Below are 20,203 nucleotides of genomic sequence, written 5' to 3'. Positions count from 1 at the left end.
TTCGGATAAAATCCGTTCCTTATGGTTTTAATCTGCGTATTACCTCAAGTCGCATCGTGGGGTAAGGGGATGGTGTGCACAAATCGGACAAAATTCACGCTCATACTATCATGATGCATAGTGTTCACGCTCTTTACTGCAATTGAGATTGTCATTGAGATTGCTTGCGGATTTTAGGTTCTTCTTTTTAATTTTCCTGCACCTACCTTTGTTGGCCCAAACTACTATTACGGGTCAAGTGGTGGACTCCCTCTCGGGCGACGGACTGGAGGGAGCAAGTGTTATGCTGAAACGGGAAGGAAAGACCGTGACGTTTGTAAGGACGGACAAAAACGGATACTTCTCGCTGAAGGTTGAAAGGGAAAGAAACGACAAGCTGCAAGGCTCTCTGATGGACTATAGCAGGCAAACCATCGACTTGGAAAAAGACGATGGGAACATTATCCGTATGGCACAAAAGTCATTTCGGCTGAAAGAGGTGAGGGTATTAGCCTCGCCTGTATTACAACGAAAAGATACCATCATCTATGATCTGACTCATTATGCCACCGACAGAGACAACACCTTGAAGGACGTACTGAAAAAACTCCCTGGTGTGGAGGTTGCCAAGAACGGAAGAATCAGCTATAATGGCAAAGAACTCAGCCGATTCACCGTGGAGGGCATGGACCTGAGTAAAGGGCAATACAATAAGCTCACTGATAATATCCGCGCCAGGGATGTGAAAAGAGCTGAGGTGGTGAATCACGATCAGCCTATCAAAGCACTGCGCAACCGTGTGTTCACCGACGACGTGGGCATGAACATCACGCTGAAGGACTCTGTGCGCGACCGCTTGGTACCAATTCTGCGACCTTATTTCCTTGTAGGTCAGCCAACGCATGTTGGAGGCGACGCCGCAGCAATGCAGATTGGAAAAAAGAAACAGTTGGAATACACAGTCCAATACGACCGAACGGGGCGTGACATGGAGGGATAAAGCCTTAGCTTCTATACGCTCTATGGACGAGGATCCTCAGCCGCTTTGCCACAATGGTTCTCAGTCCCCAGTCTCCAAGCACCCATCGATGCGGAACGTCTACGCTTCAATACTTCGCAATCCTATTCCGTCGATCGCCTCTCGCGCACTAAGAGCGGATCGGAGAACGGTCTTTCAGCGAGCTATGTCCGCACAGTGACACGTCAGCATACCACCAATTAACAGTTGGAGATGGTCTTAAAACGGCCTAAAGATGGGATTTCGTAATGATGTATGACAGTCTGTGATAGGGCTGAAATAAAATCTCTATGTACACCACATGTACACAGCTAAAACGAAAAAGGAGTTAGATTTACTCTAACTCCTTGATTTGTAACGCGCTCCAGGATGGGCTTGAACCAACGACCCCCTGATTAACAGTCAGGTGCTCTAACCAACTGAGCTACTGAAGCAGTGTGCGTGTCATTTCTGATTTGCGATTGCAAAGGTACGGACATTCCTTGAAACCACCAAATGTTTTTGCAACTTTTTTTTGAGAAAGATGATTTTATGGCCTCTTTTTCGTATCTTTGCACCCGTGATACATTAAATATATACGAAAAACGACATAAAAAAGATATGAGAAAGACGTTTCTGACACTCGCCTGTCTGCTGCTCACCACCATGAGCTGGGCACAGGCAGACGCTGACCACAACTTCAAGGTAGCGAAGAACCTTGAAGTGTTCAACACCATCTACCGCAACCTCGATATGATGTATGTCGACACGCTCGACGCTGACGAGGTGGTGGGCTACGGCATCAATTCCATGCTCCACTCGCTCGACCCCTACACCGAATACTATCCCGAGGACAAGAGCAAGGACGTGAAGATGATGCTCACGGGCAAGTATGCTGGTATCGGATCGCTGATCCGCTACAACTTCAAACTCGGGCGCGTTTGCATCGACGAGCCTTACGAAAACATGCCGGCGGCGGAAGTGGGATTGAAGAAGGGTGACATTATCCTCAGCATCGACGGCGAGGACATGACTAAGCGCGACAACAACTATGTCAGCGACCATTTGCGTGGCGATGCCGGGACGACGTTCTTGTTGAAAGTTCTGCGCCCCTCCACCGGCAAGGAAATGAAGTTCAAGGTCACGCGCCGTGCTATTCAGTTGCCAGCTGTTCCCTATTATGGTTTGCAGAAGGACGGCATCGGATACCTCAATCTCAACCAGTTTACCGAAGGTTGCGGCAAGATTGTGCGCAACGCCATCATCGACATGAAGAAGCAAGGCATGAAAGCACTTGTCTTCGACTTGCGCGGCAACGGCGGCGGATCGGAGCCTGAGGCTGTGAACATCGTCAACTGCTTCGTGCCTAAAGGCAAGCTTGTGGTGAGCAACCGTGGAAAGGTCAAACGCATGAACAATGACTATTTCACTACAGTGGAGCCAGTCGATACCATCATGCCCGTGGTGGTGCTCGTCAATGGCAGCAGTGCGTCTGCCTCAGAGATCACCAGCGGTGCCTTGCAGGATATGGATCGAGCCGTGGTCATGGGTACGAAGACCTACGGCAAAGGGCTTGTTCAGACCGTGATGGATCTGCCTTACAACGGCAAGATGAAGCTGACGACCAACAAATATTATATTCCTTCGGGCCGCTGTATCCAGAAGATCACCTATAAACATGCCAACGGCGGTTCTACCGAAGTCGTAGCCGACTCGCTTAAGCGCACCTTCTACACAGCCCACGGACGTAAGGTGATGGACGGCGGCGGCATCATACCGGACATAGAAGTAAAGGCCGACTCTATGTCAAACCTCGCTTATTACCTTGCTGCGGTGAAAGACTCCGACGAGCTTGTCTCCAGCTACGAGATTGATTATATCGCCAAGCATCCCACCATCGGGTCTGCCGCTACGTTCGACCTTAGCGATGCCGACTACAACGAGTTTAAGCAGCGCGTGCTCAACAGTCGTTTTAAATACGACGCCATGAGCGAGAAAACCCTCGACAACCTTGAAAAAGTGGCGAAGTTTGAGGGATATTACGACGACGCCAAGCCAGAATTCGAGGCTTTGAAGAAAAAGCTGAAACACAATCTTGCCAAGGATCTCGACTTCAACAAAGAAGGCATCAAACAGTTGCTTGCCAGTGACATCGTCTCGGCTTACTACTATCAGCGCGGTGCCATCCTCAACACGCTGCGCTACGACAAGCAAGTGCAGGCAGCCTATGCCTTGCTCAAGGATCCAAAGCGCTATGCTGGTATTCTCACGGTGGGTGAAAAGCAGAAAAAATAGCCAAGAGCTTGCACTTCATACTTTTTCGCATGAAAACACAGTATTTTAGCAGTGGGAAAGCAAAAAAGTATGGTCGAGTGAATGGAATATGAAAAAAAAATAGTAACTTTGCAGTGTTCAGTGGAATGAGGGGCTCCCGAGAGCTCCTCATTTTTTTATAAACGCATGTTTTTTAACTGCATGATATGATAGACAAGAACGTCGTAAAACAATTAGTGAATGAGTGGCTGGAGGACAAAGACTACTTCTTGGTGGATGTCAATGTTACGCCCGATGACAAGATTACAGTTGAAATTGATCATGCCGACGGCGTGTGGATCGAAGACTGCGCACAGCTGAGCCAGTATATCGAGGACCATCTCAGCCGCGATGACGAGGACTATGAACTCGAAGTGGGGTCGGCAGGACTCGGACAGCCTTTCAAGGTGGAACAGCAGTACCACAACTTCGTGGGCGAGCCCGTGGAAGTGCTGCAGGCTGACGGACAGAAGGTGCGCGGCATCCTGAAGAGTGTCAACGGACGCAACTTTGTGGTCACTGTCAACGAAAAAGTGAAAGTTGAAGGCAAGAAACGTCCTGTGAAGATGGACGTGGACCACAACTTCAACATGGATGAGGTGAAATACACCAAGTATCTCATCAACTTCAAATAAGCACAGGGCTTGAGCCGGACACAGGTCTTGGCACAGCCTTAGGCAACGAGAAACAATAAAGAAAAATATATATGGTAGCAAGAAAGAAAGACGACGAGCAAGTGTCGATGATCGACTCCTTCCGGGAGTTTAAGGATACCAAGAACATCGACCGTACCACGCTCGTGAGCGTGCTGGAGGAAAGCTTCCGCAACGTGCTGGCAAAGATCTACGGCAGCGACGAAAACTTTGATGTCATCGTCAACCCCGACAAAGGTGACTTTGAGATTTACCGCAACCGTGTGGTTGTCGCTGACGGCGAGGTGGCTGACGAAAACAAAGAGATCAGTCTCACCGACGCACGCAAGATAGAGCCCGACTACGAGGTGGGTGAGGAAGTGTCTGAGTCAGTCGACTTCGCCAAGTTCGGCCGCCGTGCCATCCTCACGCTGCGTCAGACACTGGCCAGCAAGGTGCTGGAACTGGAGCACGATCAGCTTTACAACAAATACAAGGACAAGGTCGGCCAGGTCATGGCCGCTGAGGTCTATCAAGTGTGGAAGCGCGAAGTGCTCCTCGTCGACGACGACAACAACGAGCTCATCCTGCCCAAGAGCGAGCAGATCCCCGGCGACATGTATCGCAAGGGCGAGACCGTGCGCGCCGTCATCGAGCGTGTCGACAACGAGAACAACAATCCGAAGATCATACTCTCCCGTACCAGTCCCACCTTCCTGCAGCGACTGCTGGAGCAGGAGGTTCCCGAGATCGCCGACGGCCTGATTGCCATCAAGAAGATCGCGCGCATGCCCGGTGAGCGTGCCAAGGTGGCTGTCGAGAGCTATGACGACCGTATCGATCCGGTAGGCGCTTGCGTCGGTGTGCGTGGCAGCCGTGTCCACGGCATTGTGCACGAGCTCAACAATGAGAACATCGACGTCATCAACTGGACGGCCAACACCAAGCTGTTTATCCAGCGTGCGTTGAGTCCTGCTACCGTGACGAGTATCACCATCGACGAAGAGAACAAGAAGGCCGACGTCTATCTTCAGCCCGATCAGGTCAGCCTGGCCATCGGCCGTGGCGGTCTGAACATCAAGTTGGCTTCCATGCTGACCGAATACACCATCGACGTGTACCGTGTGGTCAAGGACGGTGAGCAGAATCCGGAGGAGGACGATGTCTATCTCGATCAGTTCAGCGACGAAATCGACCAGTGGATTATAGACGCCATCAAGGGCATAGGACTCGAGACCGCCAAGGCAGTCCTCAATGCTCCCCGCGAGATGCTGGTGGAGAAGGCCGATTTGGAGGAAGAGACCGTCGACCATGTGCTCGAGGTGCTGCGCAAGGAGTTTGAGAACTAACAGGCTGCTCCGCACGGCGCACACATCACACATTTATTAATTTAAACGAAAGTAGAACATATCAGGGTATATGAGCATCAGATTAAACCAAGCATTACGAGAATTAAACATAGGAATGCAAACGGCAGTTGAATTCCTGCAAAAGAAGAGCGAGTTGGGCGAGGTCAAAGCCGATCTTAGCTACAAGCTCAATGAGCGTCAGCACGCTGCGCTCGTCGAAGCTTTCAAGCAAGATGCAGCCTTGCGCACCGACGCCGAGAAGCTCTTTGGTAAGAAGAAGGACAAGAAGCGTCCGCAGACCGCTAAGCCATCAGATACACGCGCTGGCAGCAGTGTGCTGGAGGGCACAGGTCATCAGACCTACAAGCCGCTGGGCAAGATTGACCTCAGCACAGTAGGCAAGAAACCGGTGGTCATCAAGTCTGATGCTTCCCAACCCAAGAAAGCAGAGCCGACGACTGCTGCCGTCAGTCATCCTCAGCCTGCTCCTGCTCAGCAGAAAGCCGGGCAGCAACCAGCACGTGTGCAACCTGCTGACAACGTAGCTGCCAAGCCGCAGTCGCAGAATCCAAAGCCCGAGCAGGCCAAGACTGAGCCCGCAAAGCAGGAATCCAAGGCAGAGAACCATGTGGAGAAAGCCGCCAACGCTCTGCAGAAGCAAGAGCCGGTGAAGACCGCAGCACAGGAGAGCGTGCAGAAACCCGCTCAGAAGCCTGCCGCTCCAAAGATCGCTGCCGTGAAGGTGGCTGAGGTCGTTGAGCCCAAGCCGGGCAGCAAGGTGTTCCAACTCTCCAGCGAGAAGAAGATCCTCAGCACGCCAAAGGTCAACGTACTCGGAAAGATTGACCTCGACTCCATCAATCAGAGCACACGTCCGAAGAAGAAATCCAAGGAAGAGCGCCGTCGTGAGCGCGAGGCCAAGCAGAACGGTGGCAACGGTGGCAACAACGACCACAAGAAGCGCCAGCGCATCAACAAGGACCGTGTCGACATCAACGCTGCTGCCAACCAACAAGGCAATGGCAATGGACAGGGCAAGAAAAAGAAGAACCGCAAGCGCGGTGGACAGAAGCCCGCTGAGGTTACAGAGGAGGATGTAGCACGTCAGGTCAAGGAGACGCTTGCCCGCTTGACGAGTAAGCAGAGCCAGACCAAGAAGGGCGCTAAGTATCGTAAGGAGAAGCGCGAGGCTGTGCAGGAGAAACTCAACCAGGAGGCACGTGCCGAGAAGAAGGAAAGCAAGACGCTGAAACTGACGGAGTTTGTTACCGTCTCTGAACTTGCCACGATGATGAACGTAGGTGTCAACCAGGTCATCTCCACACTGATGAGCATTGGCGTGATGGCTTCTATCAACCAGCGCCTCGATGCTGAGACCATCAACCTGGTGGCTGACGAGTTCGGTTTCAAGACCGAGTATGTCAGTGCTGAGGTACAGGAGGCTGTCAGCGAGGAGCAGGACGACGAGAGCGAACTCGTGCCACGTGCGCCGATCGTGACCGTCATGGGTCATGTCGACCATGGTAAGACATCGTTGCTCGACCATATTCGCAATACCAACGTCATCGCCGGTGAGGCTGGTGGCATCACCCAGCACATTGGTGCTTATAGTGTCACACTGAAGAACGGCCGCAAGGTGACGTTCCTCGACACGCCGGGTCATGAGGCCTTCACCGCCATGCGTGCACGTGGTGCACAGGTGACGGATATTGCCATCATCATCATTGCTGCCGACGACAGCGTGATGCCTACTACCAAGGAGGCCATCGCCCACTGTCAGGCTGCCGGTGTGCCGATGGTGTTTGCCATTAACAAGATTGATAAGCCGGGAGCCAATCCCGACAAGATACGTGAGGACTTGGCACAGATGAACCTCCTCGTCGAGGAGTGGGGCGGTAAGTATCAGTGCCAGGAGATCAGTGCCAAGAAGGGTATCGGTGTTGATGACCTGATGGACAAGGTGCTCTTGGAGGCAGACATGCTCGACCTCAAGGCCAACCCCAACCGCAAGGCTACCGGTACGGTCATCGAAAGCTCGCTCGACAAGGGCCGTGGCTATGTGTCCACAGTATTGGTGAGCAATGGTACGCTCCATGTGGGTGACTATGTCATCGCCGGTACCAGCTGGGGCCGTGTCAAGGCTATGTTCAACGAGCGCAACCAGCGCATCGACGACGTGAAGCCTGCCGAGCCCGCTATCGTACTCGGTCTGAATGGCGCACCGACGGCCGGCGACCAGTTCCATGTGCTTGACACAGAGCAGGAGGTGCGCGATATCGCCAACAAGCGTGAGCAACTCCAGCGTGAGCAGAGCCTGCGTACACAGACCCGTCTGACACTGAGCGACATCTCGCACCGTATCGCGCGTGGTGAGTTCCACGAGATGAACATCATCGTCAAGGGTGATACCGACGGTTCCGTGGAGGCTCTGAGCGACTCGTTCATCAAGCTGTCTACCGAGAAGGTACAGGTCAAGGTCATCTACAAGGCCGTCGGCCAGATCTCGGAGAACGATGTCACACTGGCCGATGCTTCCGATGCCATCATCGTAGGCTTCCAGGTACGTCCTTCGGCTGCTGCCCGTAAGCTCGCCGACAACGACGGTGTGGAGATCAACACTTACTCAGTCATCTACGATGCCATCGACGACGTAAAGTCTGCTATGGTCGGTATGCTCGACAAGGTGAAGAAGGAAATCGTCACCGGACAGGTAGAGGTCAAGCAGGTCTTCAAGATTTCCAAGGTGGGAACCATTGCCGGTGGTCTTGTCACCGAAGGCAAAGTCCACAACAAGGACAAGGCCCGTGTGGTTCGCGACGGCATTGTCGTACACACAGCTCCTATTGCTGCCCTGAAACGCTATAAGGACGATGCCAAAGAGGTTGCCGCCGGACTGGAGTGCGGTATCTCGCTCGTCAACTACAACGACATCCAGGTGGGTGACCAGCTCGAGACCTTCACTGAGGTGGAGGTAGAGCAGAAGCTCTAAACGGCGGCGAGAGGTGCGCGGCACCTATATATATAATAAGGTGTATCGAACAGAATATAGGGTGGGGGCGCAATAGGTCAGATCTGTTGCGCCCCTGCTTTTTCAATATTGCCGACAAGGACAGAAGCTTGACAAATTACCACATTTGTGACCGCTTTGACTTGTCCCAAGCCATGTGGCACGTTGTTTGTCGCTTTGAGGCTGACGACAATGGTGTCATATTTCCAATCTCTATATATTATCATTTATGGAAATACAAATCAACGATAAAGAAAAGAACAAGTTCGTCAGGGAAGTGGCGGAGCAGAAGTACGAGTACGGCTTCACCACCGATGTCCATACAGACATCATCCCTAAAGGACTCAACGAGGATGTGGTACGTCTGATCTCGCAGAAGAAAGGCGAGCCTGACTGGCTTCTCGACTTTCGTTTGAAGGCTTACCGCTATTGGCTCACGCTGCCCGTGCCCACATGGGGCCACGTGCATGTGCCGCACATCGACTTTCAGGCTATCTCGTACTATGCCGATCCGTTGGCCAAGAAGCCTAAAAACAAGGAGATAGATCCCGAGCTGGAGAAGACTTTCGACAAACTTGGCATCCCCTTGGAGGAGCGCCTCGCATTGAGCGGTACGGCTGTCGACGCTGTCATGGACTCGGTGTCGGTGAAGACAACCTTCAAGAAACAGTTAGCTGAGAAGGGTATCATCTTCTCCAGTATCGGTGAGGCCGTCAAGCAGCATCCTGACCTCGTGCGTCAGTATCTCGGCAGTGTGGTGTCCTATCGCGACAACTTCACGTCGGCACTCAACTCGGCAGTGTTCTCTGACGGTAGCTTTGTCTATATTCCCAAAGGCGTGCGCTGCCCGATGGAGCTGAGCAGCTACTTCCGCATCAACGCCCGCAACACCGGACAGTTTGAGCGTACGCTGATCATTGCCGATGACGATGCTTATGTGAGCTATCTCGAAGGCTGTACGGCACCGATGCGCGACGAGAATCAGCTCCATGCTGCTGTCGTGGAGATCGTGGTGATGAACAATGCTGAGGTGAAGTACTCTACTGTGCAGAACTGGTATCCCGGCGATGAGCATGGTAAAGGTGGTGTCCTCAACCTCGTCACCAAACGTGGTGACTGCCGTGGTGTCAACTCAAAGCTCAGCTGGACACAGGTAGAGACGGGGTCGGCCGTGACGTGGAAGTATCCATCGTGCGTCCTGCGCGGCGACAACTCGCAGGCTGAGTTCTACAGTGTGGCCGTGACCAACAACTATCAGGAAGCCGACACGGGTACGAAGATGATCCATATCGGCAAGAATACCAAGAGCACGATCATCTCAAAGGGTATCTCTGCCGGGCACAGCCAAAACTCCTATCGTGGGCTTGTGAGAGTGGCAACGGGTGCCGAGAATGCCCGTAACTACAGTTCGTGCGACTCTCTGCTGCTGGGCTCTGACTGCGGTGCGCATACCTTCCCCTATATGGACATTCACAACGACACCGCCATTGTGGAACATGAGGCGACGACCTCTAAGATTTCCGAGGATCAGCTCTTCTATTGCAATCAGCGCGGTATCCCCACAGAGGATGCCGTCGGGCTCATCGTCAACGGCTATGCCAAGGAGGTGCTCAACAAGCTGCCTATGGAGTTTGCCGTGGAGGCACAGAAACTGCTGTCCGTCTCTTTGGAGGGAACCGTAGGATAAACAAACTTAGAATAGATTAGAACAATGTTAGAAGTAAAGAACTTACATGCCTCTATTGCAGGCAAAGAGATATTAAAAGGTATCAACCTCACCGTCGCCGACGGCGAGATTCACGCTATCATGGGACCTAACGGTTCGGGTAAGTCTACGCTGTCTGCTGTGCTTACCGGAAATCCGCTTTACACCGTCACCGAGGGCGAGGCCATCTTCAATGGTAAGAATCTGTTGGAGATGAAGCCCGAAGACCGTGCCCGCGAGGGGCTCTTCCTCAGTTTCCAGTACCCTGTGGAGATCCCCGGCGTGTCGATGGTCAACTTCATGAAGGCCGCCGTCAACGCCAAACGGAAGTATCAGGGCTTGGAGCCGCTGACGGCTGCCGACTTCATGAAGCTTATGCGCGAGAAGCGTGAGATCGTGGAGCTCGACGCCAAACTCTCACGCCGCTCCGTCAACGAGGGCTTCTCAGGTGGTGAGAAGAAACGCAACGAGATCTTTCAGATGGCAATGCTCGACCCACAGTTGAGTATCCTCGACGAGACTGACTCAGGATTGGATGTCGACGCCATGCGTATTGTAGCTGATGGTGTGAACAAGCTCTTCACCCCGAAGAAGTCCATTATCGTCATCACGCACTACGAGCGGTTGCTCGACATGATCAAGCCCAACATTGTGCACGTGCTGTACAATGGTCGTATCGTCAAGACCGAAGGTCCAGAGCTCGCCAAGGAGATAGAGAAGCGCGGCTACGACTGGATCAAGGAAGAGGCTGACGCTAAATATGGTAAATAAGGAGGTTGGCGTATGACTCAAGCAGAACAACAATATATCGACCTCTACAGCCAGACGCGGCAGATGATTGCCGGGCACAGCGCGCCTGTGCTCAACGCGCTGCGCGACAAGGCTTTTGAGGACTTCAAGCGGCAGGGCTTTCCCTCACGCAAGGTTGAGCGATATAAGTACACCGACATGCAGGAACTCTTCGCACCCGACTATGGACTGAACATCAACCGCATTGACATCCCGGTCAACCCTTACGATGTCTTCCATTGTGATGTACCCAACCTCAGCACTTCTCTCTATTTTGTCGTCAACGACCAGTTCTATAAGAAGGCACTGCCCAAGGCGCAATTGCCCGAGGGCGTCGTCGTGGAGAGTCTTTGCGACGCGGCGCACAACCATCCCGACCTCGTGGAGAAGTACTATGGTAAGATCGCCAAGACTGAAGAGGACGCGGTGACCGCGCTGAACACCATGCTGGCGCAGGACGGTCTCTTTGTCTATGTGCCGAAGAATGTCAAAGTGGACCGTGCCATTCAGGTGGTGAACATCCTGCGCTCTGACGTGGATCTGATGGTCAACCGCCGTGTACTCATTGTCATGGACGAAGGCAGTGAGGCTAAGTTCCTCTTCTGCGACGACTCCGCCGACGACCGTCACTTCCTTGGCACGCAGGTCATCGAGGCTTATGTTGGCGACAATGCCGGTCTCGACCTCTATTGTCTGGAGCAGACTCACGAGAAGAATACACGTGTGTCCAACGTCTATGTCGAGCAGCAGGCCAACAGCCGCTTTAATCATAATGTCATCACACTACGAAATGGCGTGACACGCAACAAACTCGACCTGGTCTTCAAGGGCGAGGGCGCTGAGTGCTGGTGCAACGGCTGCGTCATTGCTGACCACAGTGAGCATGTCGACAACAACACGCTCATCGATCATCAGGTGGGACACTGCGATTCGCATGAACTCTATAAATATGTGCTCGACGGGCAGGCCGTCGGTGCCTTTGCCGGTAGAGTGCTCGTTCGGCATGGCAGTCAGAAGACAACATCGCAGGAAACAAATCAGAATCTTGTGATGACAAAGACGGCGCGGATGTACACTCAGCCGATGCTGGAGATCTATGCCGACGACGTGAAGTGTGCGCATGGCTCTACGGTGGGACAGCTCAACGACGCTGCGCTTTTCTATATGCAGCAGCGCGGTATCGACGAGCATGAGGCTAAGTTGCTTCTGGAGTTCGCTTTCGTTGGTGAGGTCATTGACCAGATCAAGCTCGAACCCTTGCGCGACCGGCTCCATCACCTCGTGGAGAAGCGCTTCCGCGGTGAGCTCGGCAACTGTGAGAATTGCAAAATCAAAAAGAGTTGAGAGTTGAAAGTTGAAGAGTTGAGAGTTATTTGAACCGTAGGATAGAGGGGTATGCGTAGCTCTATCTTTGCTGCATTTATCTTTAACTTTCAACTCTTTAGCACTCAACTTTCAACTCTTTAGCACTCAACTTTCAACTCTCAACTCTCAACTCTCAACTTTCAACTCTCAACTCTCAACTATTTAGCTATGTACGATATCAATCAAGTGCGGGAAGATTTCCCGATATTGTCGCGTAAAGTCTACGACAAGCCGTTGGTCTATTTCGACAACGCGGCTACGACACAGAAACCACTCTGTGTCTTGGACGCTATGCGCGAAGAATACCTCAATGTCAATGCCAATGTACACCGGGGCGTGCACTGGATGAGCCAGCAGGCTACCGAGTTGCATGAGCAGGCACGTGAAACGGTACGACGATTTCTCAATGCCAAGTCCACCACAGAGATCGTCTTCACCCGTGGCACCACCGAGGGACTGAACCTGGTGGCCAGCACTTTCGCTGACGAGTGTATGCAGGAAGGCGATGAAGTCATCGTCTCCACAATGGAGCACCACTCCAATATCGTGCCCTGGCAATTGCAAGCACGCAAGAAGGGCATTGTGCTTAAGGTCATACCGATGAGCGATGACGGCATCCTCGACATGGAGGCTTATAGAAGCCTTTTCACTGAGAAGACACGCATCGTATCGGTTTGTCATGTGAGCAACGTCCTTGGTACGGTCAATCCTGTGAAGGACATCGTGCGCATTGCCCACGAGCATGGTGTGCCCGTGATGATTGACGGTGCTCAGAGTGCGCCCCACTTCAAGGTGGATGTACAGGACATCGACTGCGATTTCTTTGTCTTCAGCGGACACAAGGTCTATGGTCCCACAGGCATTGGCGTGCTCTATGGCAAAGAGGCTTGGCTGGAGAAGTTGCCGCCGTATCAGGGGGGTGGTGAGATGATTGAGCACGTGAGCTTTGAGCATACCACCTTCGAGCGTCCGCCTTTGAAGTTTGAGGCCGGTACGCCCGACTATATTGCCTCGCATGGACTCGCCATGGCACTTGACTACGTGACGAAGTTAGGGATGGACAACATTGCGGCTCATGAGCAGGAACTCACCCGCTACGCCATTCAGCGGCTTCAGGAGATACCGGAGATGAAAATCTATGGAAAGTTGAGAGTTGAAGAGTTGAGAGATGAGAATGATTACAACCGTAGGAAAGAGGGCTATGGCTTTGATGCAGTTGGCAAGAATAGTCAACTCTTGTCTTCCAACTCTCAACACTTGTCTTCCAACTCTCAACTCTCAACTTTCAACTCTCAACTCTCAACTTTCAACTCTCAACTCCACGACGCTGTCGTCAGCTTCAATGTAGGCAATATCCACCACATGGATTTGGGCACTCTCCTTGACCGTCTGGGCATTGCTGTGCGTACGGGTCACCATTGTGCGCAGCCGTTGATGGATCGTCTGGGGGTGTTGGGAACCGTGCGTGCTTCCTTTGCGTTGTACAATACCAAGGAGGAGATCGACACGCTTGTTGCCGGCATTGACCGCGTGCGCAAGATGTTCTGAGCATTTGTCATGGGTCATTCGTCATTCAATACTCAACATTCATCGCTCATCATTTATCACTCATCCATCTACATTCCAATTGTTACCACATTATTATACTGATTGCATAGAGGCCGGCTGTGACGAGGCCGGCCGCGGATGCCTGGCGGGTAGTGTCTATGCTGCCGCCGTCATCCTGCCGCGTGACTACGACAATCCGCTGCTCAATGACTCGAAACAGCTCACAGCCAAGAAACGCTACGAGCTTCGAAAGGTCATTGAGCATGATGCTGTGGCGTGGGCTGTCGGTATTGTCACACCGGAGGAAATCGATGAGATCAATATTCTACACGCCAGTTTCCTGGCCATGCACCGCGCCCTCGACCAATTAAAGGTCAGACCAGACAAGCTCATTATCGACGGCAACCGCTTTGATCCCTATGTTCCTATTGCCGACGAAGCGTGCCAACCACGACAAAAGCGTGTCTTTCCGAAGCGCGACAGTCGTCAGCCTTTGCCTTATCAGTGTATTGTCAAAGGCGACGGGAAGTACGAGGCCATCGCTGCGGCCAGCATCTTGGCCAAGACCTTTCGCGATGACTATATGGATGAGCTCGACCGGAAATATCCTGTCTATGGCTGGAAGAAGAACAAAGGCTATCCCACACGGGAGCACCGGTTGGCCATCCGTGATCATGGCATCTCACCCTACCACCGCAAAACCTTTAATCTCCTGGGAGACTTACAGCCTACACTGTTTGAGAATATAGAGTAAGCGAAGTCCTTTCTAACAACCTTGTCGATGACTTATGGCAGACGTTGTTTGAAAATATAGAGAAAAACTAATCCTTTCATGTTATGAAACATCCTTTACGCTCCCTTTTCCTATTGCTTACTTGTTGCCATTTCATGCTGATGATGGCAGTTCCAGCTCGTCGTGGTCATTGGAAAGAAGTGCTTACAAACGATGGTAAGTCTGTAAACGTGGAATTCTTGGGCGACGAGCGCATACGATATGCGCGTGCTGTTGACGGCACTTGCTATGTTCTGAATAAAGCGACGGGACGTTATCAGAGGATTTCAAGAGACAGTATTGTGGCGAGCGCGGCAAAGAGATATGTGTCAGCATCCCGTCGCTTTGCTTCTTCTGTCCGTCGCACTGCGGCTGCGTCCCCTATTTTTTCTGGAAACAAGCACGGTCTTGTGATCCTTGCAGAGTTTCCTAATAAGCGGTTCAGCATGGCTGATCCGGTGGCACTCTATCGCAAGATCACCAATGCTCCTGACTATCACGACAATGGCTTCCAAGGTTCTGTCCGCGATTATTTCAAGGCACAGAGTGGAGGCAAGTTCATCTTGGACTTCGACGTGGCGGGGCCGGTGATGATGTCTCAGCCTTATGAGTATTATGGAAATGACGATGAGAAGAACATCGGTGATATGGTGATTGAGGCATGCAAGGGCGTGCAGGACAGTATTGATTTCTCGCGTTATGACTGGGATGGTGACGGTGAGGCGGAGGAAGTCTTTGTTCTTTTTGCCGGATATGGGCAGAATGACTACGACTCCTCCAACGACAGTCTGATATGGCCTTTGATGTTTACTTTGGAAGAAGACAGGAAAGTATTGAAGATCAACGGCACGAAGATCAATACCTATGCTTGTTCCAATGAGTTGAAATATGATGGAAAGATTGCCGGCATCGGCACGTTCTGTCACGAGTTCTCCCATTGCATGGGTTTCCCCGATGTCTATGACGTTCAGGACAAAGGTAGTTTTGCCATGGATGCCTGGGACTTGATGGACTATGGCAACTACAATGGTGACGGGTATCTTCCGGCCGGATATACAGCCTATGAGAAGATGACATGCGGCTGGCTCTCCCCTGTAGAGTTGGGAAATAATTCCGTGGAGGTCAAGGATATGAAACCGCTCGCCGATGGAGGACAAGCTTATCTGATCCGGCATCCGCAATATGCAAACGAATACTTCCTTTTAGAAAACCGCCAGCCTGTTGGCTTTGACCGGCAACTTCCTGGAAGTGGCGTGCTCATCACCCATGTCGACTATGACAAAGACGCATGGGAAGCCAATGCCGTCAATACACTCGGACTGTATAATGACTATTACGGCGATCACCTTCACCTCGCTTTAGTTCCTGCCGACGGATTGTCGACGCACTCAACGGTCGCTCACGACACTTATCCTTATGGCTCCCGCAACATTTTCTCTGATAGCTCCTCGCCGGCGACACAGCTCTTTCATGACAATTACGACGGCAGTAGGCTGCTGCATTGCAGTGTGACAAATATTGATGTCGACGGTGATGGGTTAGCTTCCTTTACTTATTCGCCTGATCTTTCTCTTGCCACCAATCAAGAAGAAGGAGAGTATTTACTCAAGGAAACCTTCTCCAATTGCAAAAGTACTGGTGGCAATGACGGACGTTTCAATGGGGCGATAGCTAATGGTAGCTTTCTGTCGGATTTGAAAGGCTGGAATCCTAAGTGTAAGGCTTACGCAGGTGATCATTGTGCACGCTTTGGCAGTAGTGGCAGCGCTGCTGATAAGACGTTTATCGTTACTACTCCTTATTTTACACTTCCCGGTGATACAGTGACACTAACCTTTCGTTTGGCAGGTTGGAATACGAAGAGTGAAGGTACTGACTTGCAATTATTCTTGAGTCAGTCCGATGCTCAGTTTACTGAAGCCAAGGGTGCAACGATCATGACTACCATGCAGAAAGGGCAGTGGCAAACCTATACTTATCATATTGTGGGCAAGGGCTCTTGCTCTCTGACATTTATTGCTACCGGTCGATTCTTCCTTGATGACGTGTATATCACAAGAGCTGTGACGACAGGAATCAGTGCACTGCCGCAATCCAACGGCGTTTCGTCATGTATTTACAGCCTTTCCGGTCAGAATATGGGTACAGATCCTGCTGCTTTGCCAAAAGGTATTTACATTGTCAACCATCATAAGGTGATATTAGGAAAATAAGCCCACGTATATGACTGTAGCTTGTAAGTCGAAGCTTTTATAGACTTTTATACGATGAAATGTAAGTGTAAAGTCTATAAAAGCTTTATTTTTATACACAACTATCACTTTGTTGACTAATTTATGTTAATAGAATCATATTTTTAACGTGATTTCTTCTTTCTTTCATCATTATCCCTTAATTTTGCAAAAGTAATAGAGAGAATGTAATATGTCGTAAGAAGACTATTGCAAGAATCGTTTTGTATACGAACAAACTTTTAGATTGACTTTTTGTTGCCTTTGAGCTTTGGTGTCGTATTAGAGAGAATATTGGATACATATCATACAATTAATTAACTAAAAGAGAGAGTATATGGAAAAAAGACTAATGATGTTTTTAGCTTGCTTCTTCCTCTTCTTGGGCGGGGCATTAGCTCAAACAACGATTAGTGGTACCGTAGTCTCGGCCGAGGACGGTGAGCCTATTGTGGGTGCAGCCGTGACGATTGCCGGCACAAAGACAGGTACTGTAACAGATGTGGACGGTAAGTTCACACTCAATGTAGCGCCAGGTTCCAACCTGAGAGTCTCTTATCTTGGTATGAAAGACAAGACGGTGAAGGCTGCAAACAATCTCAAGATTCAGCTATCTTCCAACGACAAGACGCTTGATGAAGTCGTGGTGACTGCGATGGGTATCACTCGTCAGAAAAAGTCCTTGGGCTATGATGCTCAGGAGTTGAAGGCCAGTGACCTGAACGTGGCAGGTACTTCCTCTTTGGCAAGTGCCATGCAGGGCAAGCTGACGGGTGTGGATATCCGTACATCCTCCGGTGCTCCTGGTGCTTCTGCACAAATTGTCATTCGTGGTGCCCGTTCATTCGACGGCAACAACACGCCTTTGTATGTTGTGGATGGTATGCCTATCTCCTCTCAGCCAGACTTCTCTACAGGGCAGTCTGTGACGGGTGCAGACTATGCCAGCCGTACAATTGATATCAATCCGGACGACATTGAGTCGATCAGTGTGTTGAAGGGTCAGGCTGCTTCTGCCCTTTATGGTCTCCGTGCCTCTAATGGTGTTGTGCTCATCACCACGAAGCGTGGCAGCAAAGCTACTTCAAAACCCGTCATCACATTCTCCACAGACTTAAGTGCTTCTACTTTGAGCCGTAAGTTCGAGCATCAGGATGTCTATGCACAAGGTAATAAAGTCGGTGCTTACGATCCGACGACATCCATGAGCTGGGGTCCGAAGATTGCAGATCTGCCTAATGATGCAACATACGGCGGTAACACCAATAACAAATACACCAATGGCGACCTGTCTTCCCACAAAGGACAGTTCTATAACCCCAAATATGCGGCTGCGGGTCTTGACGGTTGGGTGACTCCAGAAGTACACGACAATGTGGGTGACTTCTTCCGCACGGGTTTCACACAGAACTCTACGTTTGGCATCAGCCAGAACAAGAATGGCCTTGACTATTCTTTCAGTATCAGTGATACTTATCAGACGGGTATCATTCCTTCTACAGGCATGACACGTACCGGTGCGCGCGGTGCCGTAGACTGGAAGATTGACGATCAGTGGAAGACAGGTTTCTCTGCCAACTACAGTGCCGTGAGAATTAAATCTGCTCCGGGTGCTAACAATGGTATTGTAAACGTGGTCTATTCCGCACCTGTTGAGTTTGATCTCAAAGGAGTGCCCAACCACGCCCCCAATGATCCGACCAGTCAGATCAGCTTCCGTAGCACTTCTTTTGATAATCCTTATTGGTTTGCTGACAATGACGAGTTCTTCCAGCATACCAACCGCGTGTTCGGCAATGCCTATGTAGAGTATCGTCCGAAGATCAATTGGGGTGAGAACTATAACCTCGTTTTCCGTGAGCAGGCCGGTGAAGATGTCTACACCACAAACAATAAAACGATTGCAGAAGTAGGTTCTGCCTACAATTCTAAAGGTGAAGTGGAGAACACTGGTGTTCAGACCAATATCTTCAATAACCTTTTCACTGTCAACTTTACTGCTAAGTGGGGTGCTCAGCAAGAGTGGGACTTTGGCTTTTTGCTTGGTAATGAGTTCAATCACGAGTATCGTCGCTATTGGGACTACGATGGCTCTGGACTTGCCTGGTATGGCCAGCCGACCATCGATAATGCTTCCAGCATCGATGTTCACAGTGAGTATGGACAGCAAGAGCGCACGATCGGTACGTTTGGACAGTTGAGTCTGGCATGGAAAGATCAGTTGTTCTTCACAGCTACAGGCCGTAACGACATTGTTTCCACTATGCCTCGTGGCAATCGCAGTTTCTTCTATCCTTCAGTTTCTTTAGGCTGGATCTTTACAGAGCTTCCCGGTCTGAAAGGCAATCACATTCTTTCCTATGGTAAGTTGCGTACATCTTTGGCTCAGGTGGGTCAGGCCGGTGTGTTCTATAACAACTACATGTACGTCCCTACATACGGCAGTGGTATGTATCTCTACACGCCAATCAGCTATCCTATCGGTGGTCAACAGGCTTATGTGCCATACTACGTGAAATTCGATCCCAATCTGAAGCCCCAGAACACTAACAACTGGGAGATTGGTACAGACCTTAACTTCTTCGACAACCGCATTCGCTTCGCCTATACGCTGAGCTATCAGGATGTCAAAGATCAGATCTTCGACGTGCCTACAGCTGGTTCTACCGGTTATCAGTATCTGCGTACCAATGCCGGTGAGATGACAACTTGGGCACATGAGATCTCTGTCAATGCTAATGTAGTAAAGAGCAAAGACTTCAATGTTGACTTGGGAGTGAACTTCACTAAGGTGAAGAACAAAGTTAAGAAGCTTGCTCCCGGTGTGGAGAGTATCTTCCTTGGTGGCTTCGTCGAGCCGCAGATTCGCGCTCAGGCTGGCTACACCTATCCTAACATCTATGGTGTTGCCTTCAAGCGTGCTGAGAATGGTGAGTTGCTTCTGTCCAACGGTCTCCCACAAGGAACCGGCACGAGCGTCAACCTCGGTGAGTGCTCTCCTAACTTCAATATGGGCTTCAACCTCAATGTCAGCTACAAGCGCCTGTCTCTCGCTGCTACTCTTGACTGGCAGAACGGCGGCAAACTCTATAATGGTACGCTGCTGACGATGAACTACTTCGGTGCAACCAAGGAGTCACTTCCTTATCACGAGGGTACGATGGTTGCAGAGGGTATCGATGAGGCTACCGGCCAGAAGAATACGGTAGAGGTGAGCAAGCAAGACTATTGGATGGCTTACAACGATGTTACAGAGGCAGGTATCTATGATGCCAGCTACCTGAAACTTCGTGATGTGACACTGTCTTACCATTTGCCAAAGCTTGGTGGTCTTGACATCTCTGTCTACGGCTTTGCCCGCAACATCCTTCTTTGGTCCAAGTTGCCTGATCTCGACCCCGAGAGTTCACAGGGTAACGGAAACATGAGCGGCTATTTTGAGCGCTACTCTATTCCTGCTACTTCAAGCTTTGGTGGAGGCTTTAAACTCACATTCTAAACATTACATGATTTAAA

At 50.9% G+C, this 20,203-nt stretch carries 12 protein-coding genes and 1 tRNA gene; 12 read left to right on the top strand and 1 reads right to left on the bottom strand.

The window, feature by feature from the left end:
- Positions 1–211: 211 nt before the first annotated feature.
- Positions 212–979 carry a carboxypeptidase-like regulatory domain-containing protein gene (locus FYJ73_RS05655; protein ID WP_206081702.1) on the top strand — a complete coding sequence of 256 codons (768 nt, stop codon included), beginning with the start codon at positions 212–214 and terminating at the stop codon, positions 977–979.
- Positions 980–1,357: 378 nt separating this feature from the next.
- On the opposite strand, the gene FYJ73_RS05650 is transcribed toward FYJ73_RS05655, so the two are convergent.
- Positions 1,358–1,431, bottom strand: a tRNA-Asn gene (locus tag FYJ73_RS05650).
- 166 nt (positions 1,432–1,597) lie between these two features.
- Here FYJ73_RS05650 and FYJ73_RS05645 point away from each other — a divergent pair.
- The 11 genes from FYJ73_RS05645 to FYJ73_RS05595 all read left to right on the top strand — a co-directional run bounded on the left by FYJ73_RS05645 (position 1,598) and on the right by FYJ73_RS05595 (position 20,186).
- On the top strand, positions 1,598–3,271 hold the full coding sequence (locus FYJ73_RS05645) for a S41 family peptidase (protein ID WP_154533736.1): 1,674 nt from the start codon (positions 1,598–1,600) through the stop codon (positions 3,269–3,271).
- Positions 3,272–3,456: 185 nt separating this feature from the next.
- Positions 3,457–3,924: a ribosome assembly cofactor RimP gene (gene rimP / locus FYJ73_RS05640; RefSeq protein ID WP_154533735.1), complete on the top strand. Its 468-nt coding sequence runs from the start codon at positions 3,457–3,459 to the stop codon at positions 3,922–3,924.
- 71 nt (positions 3,925–3,995) lie between these two features.
- Positions 3,996–5,270: a transcription termination factor NusA gene (gene nusA / locus FYJ73_RS05635; RefSeq protein ID WP_154533734.1), complete on the top strand. Its 1,275-nt coding sequence runs from the start codon at positions 3,996–3,998 to the stop codon at positions 5,268–5,270.
- Between the two features lie 70 nt (positions 5,271–5,340).
- Positions 5,341–8,259 carry a translation initiation factor IF-2 gene (infB, locus tag FYJ73_RS05630; protein ID WP_154533733.1) on the top strand — a complete coding sequence of 973 codons (2,919 nt, stop codon included), beginning with the start codon at positions 5,341–5,343 and terminating at the stop codon, positions 8,257–8,259.
- Between the two features lie 247 nt (positions 8,260–8,506).
- The gene (gene sufB, locus FYJ73_RS05625; RefSeq protein ID WP_154533732.1) at positions 8,507–9,964 is read left to right on the top strand and encodes a Fe-S cluster assembly protein SufB; all 1,458 of its coding nucleotides are present in this window, start codon (positions 8,507–8,509) and stop codon (positions 9,962–9,964) included.
- 24 nt (positions 9,965–9,988) lie between these two features.
- Positions 9,989–10,753, top strand: coding sequence for a Fe-S cluster assembly ATPase SufC (gene sufC, locus FYJ73_RS05620; protein ID WP_154533731.1), 765 nt, complete (start codon positions 9,989–9,991; stop codon positions 10,751–10,753).
- Between the two features lie 12 nt (positions 10,754–10,765).
- Entirely contained in the window at positions 10,766–12,115 is a 1,350-nt protein-coding gene (gene sufD, locus FYJ73_RS05615; RefSeq protein ID WP_154533730.1) for a Fe-S cluster assembly protein SufD, read from the top strand.
- A gap of 189 nt (positions 12,116–12,304) precedes the next feature.
- Complete coding sequence (locus FYJ73_RS05610) at positions 12,305–13,684, top strand: aminotransferase class V-fold PLP-dependent enzyme (protein WP_154533729.1); 1,380 nt, start codon at positions 12,305–12,307, stop codon at positions 13,682–13,684.
- A 79-nt stretch (positions 13,685–13,763) separates the two neighbouring features.
- On the top strand, positions 13,764–14,438 hold the full coding sequence (locus FYJ73_RS05605; protein WP_154533728.1) for a ribonuclease HII: 675 nt from the start codon (positions 13,764–13,766) through the stop codon (positions 14,436–14,438).
- Positions 14,439–14,578: 140 nt separating this feature from the next.
- Positions 14,579–16,669, top strand: coding sequence for a M6 family metalloprotease domain-containing protein (locus FYJ73_RS05600; RefSeq protein ID WP_206081701.1), 2,091 nt, complete (start codon positions 14,579–14,581; stop codon positions 16,667–16,669).
- Positions 16,670–17,024: 355 nt separating this feature from the next.
- The gene (locus FYJ73_RS05595) at positions 17,025–20,186 is read left to right on the top strand and encodes a SusC/RagA family TonB-linked outer membrane protein (RefSeq protein WP_154533726.1); all 3,162 of its coding nucleotides are present in this window, start codon (positions 17,025–17,027) and stop codon (positions 20,184–20,186) included.
- Positions 20,187–20,203 lie beyond the last annotated feature (17 nt).

The organism is Hallella mizrahii, from assembly GCF_009695775.1.
Lineage (GTDB): Bacteria > Bacteroidota > Bacteroidia > Bacteroidales > Bacteroidaceae > Prevotella > Prevotella mizrahii.
Note: the sequence above shows the minus strand (reverse complement) of the source record. Positions and strands in the feature narration are given on the sequence as shown.

What these genes read in the sequence shown, in the direction of transcription:
- FYJ73_RS05610 (WP_154533729.1), top strand. Translation starts at nt 12,305, where the DNA reads ATGTACGATATCAATCAAGTGCGGGAAGATTTCCCGATATTGTCGCGT.
- FYJ73_RS05595 (WP_154533726.1), top strand. Translation starts at nt 17,025, where the DNA reads ATGGAAAAAAGACTAATGATGTTTTTAGCTTGCTTCTTCCTCTTCTTG.
- FYJ73_RS05600 (WP_206081701.1), top strand. Translation starts at nt 14,579, where the DNA reads ATGATGGCAGTTCCAGCTCGTCGTGGTCATTGGAAAGAAGTGCTTACA.
- infB (WP_154533733.1), top strand. Translation starts at nt 5,341, where the DNA reads ATGAGCATCAGATTAAACCAAGCATTACGAGAATTAAACATAGGAATG.
- nusA (WP_154533734.1), top strand. Translation starts at nt 3,996, where the DNA reads ATGGTAGCAAGAAAGAAAGACGACGAGCAAGTGTCGATGATCGACTCC.
- sufC (WP_154533731.1), top strand. Translation starts at nt 9,989, where the DNA reads ATGTTAGAAGTAAAGAACTTACATGCCTCTATTGCAGGCAAAGAGATA.
- sufD (WP_154533730.1), top strand. Translation starts at nt 10,766, where the DNA reads ATGACTCAAGCAGAACAACAATATATCGACCTCTACAGCCAGACGCGG.
- rimP (WP_154533735.1), top strand. Translation starts at nt 3,457, where the DNA reads ATGATAGACAAGAACGTCGTAAAACAATTAGTGAATGAGTGGCTGGAG.
- FYJ73_RS05645 (WP_154533736.1), top strand. Translation starts at nt 1,598, where the DNA reads ATGAGAAAGACGTTTCTGACACTCGCCTGTCTGCTGCTCACCACCATG.
- sufB (WP_154533732.1), top strand. Translation starts at nt 8,507, where the DNA reads ATGGAAATACAAATCAACGATAAAGAAAAGAACAAGTTCGTCAGGGAA.